Genomic DNA, 7,761 nt, shown 5'->3' with positions numbered 1-7,761 from the left:
CAGAGTTGACCAATAAGGAAGAGTTTATCACAAAGATTAAAGGAATCCAGGCTTACAGCAGTATTAGTAATCAAAGTGCAGATGAGAATGCAAAAAAAGTACAGTATGCTAAGAAGTTTAATGATGGAAAAGAAGGAAGCGCTGATGTACTTTTAACAGAGACATTAACTTCTATAGAAAGAGGTAAAGAGAAAGGAAAAGATGCTAGTAGTAACTTTATCGCATATAACTATTTTGATGAAACAGGAGAATTAGCAACTGCTCAGATTACTGTAACCTCTGATGTAATAAATAGTTTTGAACAAATTATCAAGGATGAAAGCGTTAAGAAAGAACTTAATAAATTTATCACTAACTCCACAGGGAATGTTTCAGTAAGTAAAGATGCAATAACTGGAAATATTACAATTACATATCAAGATGGTGATACCACAGCGAGTTTAGATTTGACAAAAGAGGTTCAACGAGTACAGAATTATTCTGAGGTAAGTAGTATAGAAGCAGTAGAAGGCGCAAGTGGAAAAGGAATAAAAATCAATACTAAAGAAGAAGGAGTAACTCCGACAAATTTTGTAGAGACATTAACAACAACGACTCGTTATAAAGGAGATGGAAGTGAGCAGAATGTAGCTGTAGCACCGACAGCAGGTATGATTTATTATTCATATAAAGATGAATCAGGATCTACGCGTTATATAACTGTATCAGAAGATATCAGCAATGACTTTAGTAAGATTATAAATTACGGAGATAACAAAGAGTTTATCGAGAATATCATTAAGGATTATTCCGGAGATGTTAAAGTGATAAATAACAATGGAGATATTGTTTTTGAAATTACAAATACTGATGGTACTACTAACACTGTGAACTTAACACAGCTTATAAAAGATAATACAGCTATAGCTAGTGTCGTTGAACAAAGTGCAGATGAGAATGCAAAAAAAGTACAGTATGCTAAGAAGTTTAATGATGGAAAAGAAGGAAGTGCTGATGTACTTTTAACAGAGACCTTAACTTCTATAGAAAGAGGTAAAGAGAAAGGAAAAGATGCTGGTAGTAACTTTATCGCATATAACTATTTTGATGAAACAGGAGAATTAGCAACTGCTCAGATTACTGTAACCTCTGATGTAATAAATAGTTTTGAACAAATTATCAAGGATGAAAGCGTTAAGAAAGAACTTAATAAATTTATCACTAACTCCACAGGAAATGTTTCAGTAAGTAAAGATGCAATAACTGGTAATATTACAATTACATATCAAGATGGTGATACCACAGCGAGTTTAGATTTGACAAAAGAGGTTCAACGAGTACAGAATTATTCTGAGGTAAGTATTATAGAAGCGGTAGAAGGAGCAAGTGGAAAAGGAATAAAAATCAATACTAAAGAAGAAGGAGTAACTCCGACAAATTTTGTAGAGACATTAACAACAACGACTCGTTATAAAGGAGATGGAAGTGAGCAGAATGTAGCTGTAGCACCGACAGCAGGTATGATTTATTATTCATATAAAGATGAATCAGGATCTACGCGTTATATAACTGTATCAGAAGATGTCAGCAATGACTTTAGTAAGATTATAAATTACGGAGATAACAAAGAGTTTATCGAGAATATCATTAAGGATTATTCCGGAGATGTTAAAGTGATTAATAACAATGGAGATATTGTTTTTGAAATTACAAATACTGCTGGTACTACTAGCGTGAACTTAACACAGCTTATAAAAGATAATGCGAAACATCCATGGTTAATCCAAGGAACTCAAAATTTAGCTACGACAGATGCTCAAAATATTGCACATACTGGTACAGTAGCTATAGGAAGTAATTCTTTATTAAATAATTCAAAATCGACTAATACTAAATTATCTGTTAATGGTGATGTTGTAATAAATGGTAAATTCTTTTCTGCTAACTCTGTTTATGCGGATTATGTGTTTGAAAAATACTTCACTGGGGCATCAGATTTGAATTTGACTTATGAGTTTAAATCATTAGATTATGTTAAGGCATTTGTTGAGAAATATAATCACTTACCAGGTGTAACTAAAATTTCAGAATTAGAAAAGACAGCAGATGGAAACTATGTGATTGACTTTACAGAACTTTCTATTCAACAGTTAGAAAAAATTGAGGAATTATATCTGCATACAATTGAACAACAAGAGCAAATAAAAGTTTTAGAAGAGAAATTAAATCGTTTAGAAGCTCGTTTCAATGACTTTGAAAAGGATATTTTGAATAAGTAGGTAAAATTTTAAGTTGTAATAGTCTGATTTTTTTAGACAATAAATTTTATACATAATAACGAGAGGAAATGGTACTCCCAAATTTTTGGGGTACCATTTTTTATTTTAATCTAAAATAGATAGTGTTTAATAGATTTATTAATAATAACTTCATTTAGCGATTATTTATATAAAAACATCTTTCTATAAATGGTTGACAGTAGATTTTTTAATGAGCTCTTCAGGAAACATTTCTTCTGCGTGTTAGCATAACTGTTTATTTTACAATTGTTGGGAATAGATTACTATAATAGCCTTGTGGCTTTTTAGAAGGTTAAAATTTGGGTATTAAAAATTAAGGAAGAAATGAGAAAGGTTATATAAAATTAAACTTTGATTAATAATTGCCAGATAGACAGTAAATAATAATGAGTCTTAATGCTGTGAGAATTACCTAAGTTATCATATTAATGGTAACTTAGGTAATTAAAAATCCCCAATTAGATAACTTCTAATTGGGGATTTGATTTATATAGTGTATTTACTCTAGTCTTATACAAAATAGGCAGCTACAACTCCAAGGATAATTGCTATTAGTTTATTGATATTAAATTTGTGGTCTTCATTACTTTCAAAAATGATTGTAGAAGATATATGAAACAATATCCCAACTACGACAGCTGATATCTCAGCATAATATTTACTTAAAAATGGTATTTGCTCAGATATTACTGTTCCTAAAGGAGTCATAATAGAAAAGACAACCATAAAGAATAGAATAGCCTTCTTATTCATCTGCCCATTAATAAAAAAAGCTGTTAAGATTACTGCAATTGGTAAATGATGTATTGCAATTCCCCAAGCTAATTCTTGATGTTGACTCACAGGCATTCCTTCTAATAAAGCGTGAATACACAAACTGATGAATAACAGCCAAGGTATTTTATCTAATTTGTCGTGTACGTGTACATGACCGTGTTCTGCTCCTTTGGAAAAGTATTCTAAAATTATTTGAAATACTATACCAAGCATTATAAAGAAACCTATTGTTCCATTAGCATGACTATGCCCATGGTCATCACTACCATGGTCGTGAAGTAACTCTAAATTACTATAGCTATACACATCTGGTAAGAGATGAGTAACAGTTAAGGTCAATAAGAAAGAACCACTAAAAGCCATAAGTAGCTTTAGATTTTTCTTGTTTTTTGGTTGAAGGATAATTGCTATCAAGTATCCTATAATGACTGCTATAAGTGGAACAATAAACACCATTCGTTATCCTATTTAAAAATCATGATTAAACGATCTGAATCATTTTTGTAAAATTTGTGTAATTTGTAGTCCCCAAAAACATCCAGTAAATAGATATCGTTATCCGCCATCATTTTTTCAAAATCTTCTAATCGTAACGCTTTTACTTTTTCTACATACTCATGGTGTTTTCCATCAGCCTCAAAGCTTATTTCTTTGATAATGAAACCATCTTCATATTTTCTTTTCAAATGAAATTCAATGCCATTTACTACTTTTGTTTCTTGAGGGACAAGATTAGCAATTACTTTGTTAACGTTCATAAAGTCAATAACAGCCAAGCCGTATTCATTTAAGCTATCGTGCATTGCTCTTAATGCACGTGCATTATCTTCTTCATCGGGAAAATACCCAAAACTTGTAAACAAATTAAGGATAGCATCATATTTTTGGGTTAGAGGTTGACACATATCGTGTACCTCAAAGTGTAATTTATCGTTTTCAAATTGTTTAGCATTGTTAATGCTATTTTGTGATAAATCAACTCCAGTAACGTCATATCCTAATTTATTTAAATAAATAGAATGGCGACCTTTACCGCAGGCTAGGTCTAAAACCTTAGCATCCTCTGAAAGGTTTAGGTAATGAGCTAAGTTGTCTATTAATAATTGTGCCTCTTCGTAATCTCTATCTTTGTATAAAGTATGGTAATATTCTGTATCGAACCACGATACATACCACGCTTTTTCTTCTTTTGACATACTTTTACTTTAAATCTTTTATTAGCCTGCAAATTTACTTTATTTTTGTGGATTATTGAGAGTAAACAAATTATTCCTTATACAATTATTACAATGGGAAATTTTAAAATGGTTGCTAAGACTTTTTTCGGTTTTGAAGAGACTTTAGCTAAAGAATTACAATTGCTAGGAGCAATGGAGGTGCAACAAGGTGTTCGTATGGTCAGTTTTGTTGGAGACAAAGGATTTATGTATAAAGCAAACTTAGCTTTGCGCACAGCTTTAAAGATTTTAAAACCTATTAAACAGTTTGCGGTTTACAATGAAGCAAATTTGTATAGAGGAATTCAAAGTATTGATTGGAGTGAATTTATTGGAGAGAATGACACATTTGTAATAGATGCAACTGTAAGTTCTGATAATTTTAATAACTCACTTTTTGTAGCTTTAAAATCAAAAGATGCAATTGTAGATCAGTTCAGAGAGAAAAAAGGCAAAAGACCTAGTATAGATAAAGATTTTCCTGATTTAAGAATTAATGTGCATATACAAAAAGATATGTGTACTGTTTCGCTAGACTCTTCAGGAGCTTCATTGCACCACCGTGGATATAGAACGGCTACCAATATTGCACCTATTAATGAAGTTTTAGCGGCAGGTATGTTATTAATGTCAGGATGGGATGGAAGAACTGATTTCTTAGACCCAATGTGTGGATCAGGTACTATATTAACAGAGGCAGCTATGATAGCATGTAATATTCCTGCTAATATCAATAGAAAAGAGTTTGCCTTTGAGCGTTGGAATGATTGGGATGCTGATTTATTTGATAAAGTACAAGAATCATTATTAAAGAAAGTAAGAGAGTTTCATTATACTATTAAGGGGTATGATAAAGCGCCATCTGCTGTAATGAAAGCTATCGATAACGTTAAAAATGCTAATCTAGAAGAGTATATTCGTATAGAGCAAGCAAATTTCTTTGATACTCAAAAGGAAACAGAAGGACCTTTACATATGGTGTTTAATCCACCTTATGGAGAGCGTTTGGATATTGATTTAGAGCGTTTTTATAGAGAGATTGGTGACACATTGAAACAAGGATATCCAGGTACAGAAGCATGGTTTATTACAGCTAATATTGAAGCTTTGAAGTATGTAGGATTAAGACCTTCTAGAAAGATAAAACTGTTCAACGGTAAGCTTGAAACACGTTTTGCTAAATATGAACTTTATGAGGGAAGTAAAAAAGGAAAATATATAACTAAAGATTAAATAACATGGGAGTAGGTACAAAATCATTGATTTTACAATTTTGTAGTTTTGCTTTGTTCTTTGTTTTATCTCGTATTGCACTACAATATTTTACAGAGTTAACTGGATTTTGGTTGCCTTTAATTAGTGCTGTAGTAGCGACAATTTTAGCACCACAGTTTAAAGTATTTAAGACTGATAAGGGAGATAAGATTTGTGTAAAATGGATCTTTATGAAGAAAGTAAAAGTATTAAATTAAAAGTAGAGAGGTTTTAGCATTGCTAAAACCTCTCTACTTTTAATTATTTTTTATAATTGTAATTTGTTAATCGAATATTTCTTTTTTGATATTGAAATAATACTTCTCCATTACCTGCATTTTCAGGAATATTAAATTCTATTTGTGTTCCAGCTTCATTTATCCCATAGATAGTTGCGTTTACAGTACCATCAGTGACTTCTTCAATAGGGAGTGCTTTTGTAGAATTAGAAGTACTTTTTTCGCTTGGTTTTGTAAGTGTTTTTCTAAATAAAATCTCATAATCACCTATTTTCGCTTGACTAAGATTTTTACCAGTTGCAATTACAGTGCTTCCCGGTGCTTTATCGTTTATATTTAAAGCATCGAAAGAGATATTGTCAGGAAAAGGTTCCGTTCCTCCTTTATTATCATCACTGGAGCAGCCGATTAATGATAAGCTTGCAGCGATAAATAATATTATTGACTTCTTCATAATAGTAAGAATTAATTAGTGACTAAATGTATAAAATAAAAGTCAATTTAGAAAAATATAAAATTTCTAATAATAGTTTGGTAGTTATAGCGTCTCGCTTAATTCTTTTAATTCCTCTTTTATTTGTTTCATACCAGTTGTTGCATTCTTTGGTATGATGGTAATATTTTTATTAAACATATTTACTTCAGCAGGAGTAGGATCTATATAATAAATAATTGCATCTTCCTTAGCATATTGGATTAATGAAGCGGCAGGATACACTTGCAAAGATGTACCTATAATAATGATTACATCTGCTTCTTCCACAACAGGTATAGCACGTGCTATTTCGGGAACCATTTCTCCGAACCATACAATATGTGGACGAAGAGAATGCCCTAAATCGTTCTTATCCTTTAAAGTAAGGTCTTTTTTCCATTCGTAAACTAAATTTTCATCAACTTCACTGCGCACCTTAAAAAGTTCACCATGCAAATGAATAACGTTATTACTACCTGCTCTTTCATGCAAATCATCTACATTTTGGGTAATTACAGTAGTATTGTATTCATTTTGTAAGCCAGCAATAGCAAGATGAGCACTATTTGGCTGGCAAGTTAATAGTTGTCTTCTGCGATCATTATAAAATTTTAAAACTAGCTCTTTATTTTTATACCATCCTTGTGGAGATGCGACTTCCATTACATCATATCCTTCCCAAAGTCCATCAGCATCTCTAAAAGTTTTTATCCCACTTTCTGCACTAATTCCAGCACCTGACAGTACTACTAAACGTTTTTCCATAATATTGTTACCTTTGCATTTCTTATTAAATAAATATATAATGAATATCTCTAAAAAGCTATTTCAAGATATTGAATATTTAGAATACTTAGAGTCTTTTTTGACAGAGAGTAGGGTAGAGCGTTTTAAGGAAGTACTAAAAAATCGCACAAGACATATTACTATTGTAGCAGAGGATGTTTATCAATTACACAACACAAGCGCGGTTATGCGTAGCTGCGAAGTATTTGGTGTTCAGGATTTACGCGTGATTGAACAAAAATTTGGTAAGCGAATAGATAAAGAAATTGCTTTAGGTGCTGAAAAATGGGTAGATATACATCGCTATAATACAGTGCAAAATTCGATAGATGATATTCGTGCTCAAGGTTATCAAATTGTAGCTACCACCCCTCACGTTGATGCTTTTCATCTAGAAGATTTTGATATTACTAAACCATCTGCCGTATTTTTTGGAACTGAGAAATCAGGTCTGTCTCCAGAAATTATTGAGCAAGCTGATACATATATAAAAATCCCAATGGTCGGCTTTACAGAGAGTTTAAATATATCTGTATCAGCAGCTATTATAATTCAAAATCTAACAACGCGAATTAGACATTCTGATTTGAACTGGCAATTAACGGAGGAAGAGCTTTTAGAGAAGAGAATTGATTGGGCTAGGAAATCTATTAAAGATATAGACTTTGTAACAGAGCGCTATTTAGAACAAAAAGTATAGCTTACCATTAGGTATAAATAAAAAAAAGAGCAAT

The 7,761-nt window shown here is 31.6% G+C and carries 8 protein-coding genes; 4 read left to right on the top strand and 4 right to left on the bottom strand.

Annotation, left to right across the window (positions count from 1 at the left end):
- A partial coding sequence (locus tag RH98_RS15790) for a hypothetical protein (RefSeq protein ID WP_010256446.1) occupies positions 1-2,258 on the top strand: 2,258 nt, incomplete at its 5' end.
- 531 nt (positions 2,259-2,789) lie between these two features.
- Here the strand turns inward: RH98_RS15790 and RH98_RS14190 are convergent.
- The gene (locus RH98_RS14190; RefSeq protein ID WP_010256443.1) at positions 2,790-3,512 is read right to left on the bottom strand and encodes a ZIP family metal transporter; all 723 of its coding nucleotides are present in this window, start codon (positions 3,510-3,512) and stop codon (positions 2,790-2,792) included.
- Positions 3,513-3,520: 8 nt separating this feature from the next.
- Positions 3,521-4,252: a class I SAM-dependent DNA methyltransferase gene (locus tag RH98_RS14185; protein ID WP_010256440.1), complete on the bottom strand. Its 732-nt coding sequence runs from the start codon at positions 4,250-4,252 to the stop codon at positions 3,521-3,523.
- A gap of 93 nt (positions 4,253-4,345) precedes the next feature.
- On the opposite strand from RH98_RS14185, the gene RH98_RS14180 reads away from it, so the two are divergent.
- Together RH98_RS14180 and RH98_RS14175 are read left to right on the top strand one after the other, a co-directional pair.
- Positions 4,346-5,506: a THUMP domain-containing class I SAM-dependent RNA methyltransferase gene (locus RH98_RS14180; protein ID WP_036496001.1), complete on the top strand. Its 1,161-nt coding sequence runs from the start codon at positions 4,346-4,348 to the stop codon at positions 5,504-5,506.
- Between the two features lie 5 nt (positions 5,507-5,511).
- The gene (locus RH98_RS14175) at positions 5,512-5,745 is read left to right on the top strand and encodes a hypothetical protein (protein WP_010256436.1); all 234 of its coding nucleotides are present in this window, start codon (positions 5,512-5,514) and stop codon (positions 5,743-5,745) included.
- A gap of 43 nt (positions 5,746-5,788) precedes the next feature.
- Here RH98_RS14175 and RH98_RS14170 read toward each other — a convergent pair whose 3' ends face one another.
- Entirely contained in the window at positions 5,789-6,220 is a 432-nt protein-coding gene (locus RH98_RS14170) for a hypothetical protein (RefSeq protein WP_010256434.1), read from the bottom strand.
- An 84-nt stretch (positions 6,221-6,304) separates the two neighbouring features.
- Complete coding sequence (locus RH98_RS14165) at positions 6,305-7,006, bottom strand: SIR2 family NAD-dependent protein deacylase (RefSeq protein WP_010256432.1); 702 nt, start codon at positions 7,004-7,006, stop codon at positions 6,305-6,307.
- 40 nt (positions 7,007-7,046) lie between these two features.
- On the opposite strand from RH98_RS14165, the gene RH98_RS14160 reads away from it, so the two are divergent.
- The gene (locus RH98_RS14160; protein ID WP_010256430.1) at positions 7,047-7,727 is read left to right on the top strand and encodes a TrmH family RNA methyltransferase; all 681 of its coding nucleotides are present in this window, start codon (positions 7,047-7,049) and stop codon (positions 7,725-7,727) included.
- Positions 7,728-7,761: the final 34 nt, after the last annotated feature.

The sequence above is a fragment of the Myroides injenensis M09-0166 genome (genome assembly GCF_000246945.1).
GTDB classification, from domain to species: Bacteria; Bacteroidota; Bacteroidia; order Flavobacteriales; family Flavobacteriaceae; genus Flavobacterium; species Flavobacterium injenense.
Note: the sequence above shows the minus strand (reverse complement) of the source record. Positions and strands in the feature narration are given on the sequence as shown.

Coding starts and splice junctions, on each gene's coding strand:
- RH98_RS14190 (WP_010256443.1), bottom strand. CDS start 3,512: ATGGTGTTTATTGTTCCACTTATAGCAGTCATTATAGGATACTTGATA.
- RH98_RS14185 (WP_010256440.1), bottom strand. CDS start 4,252: ATGTCAAAAGAAGAAAAAGCGTGGTATGTATCGTGGTTCGATACAGAA.
- RH98_RS14180 (WP_036496001.1), top strand. CDS start 4,346: ATGGGAAATTTTAAAATGGTTGCTAAGACTTTTTTCGGTTTTGAAGAG.
- RH98_RS14175 (WP_010256436.1), top strand. CDS start 5,512: ATGGGAGTAGGTACAAAATCATTGATTTTACAATTTTGTAGTTTTGCT.
- RH98_RS14170 (WP_010256434.1), bottom strand. CDS start 6,220: ATGAAGAAGTCAATAATATTATTTATCGCTGCAAGCTTATCATTAATC.
- RH98_RS14165 (WP_010256432.1), bottom strand. CDS start 7,006: ATGGAAAAACGTTTAGTAGTACTGTCAGGTGCTGGAATTAGTGCAGAA.
- RH98_RS14160 (WP_010256430.1), top strand. CDS start 7,047: ATGAATATCTCTAAAAAGCTATTTCAAGATATTGAATATTTAGAATAC.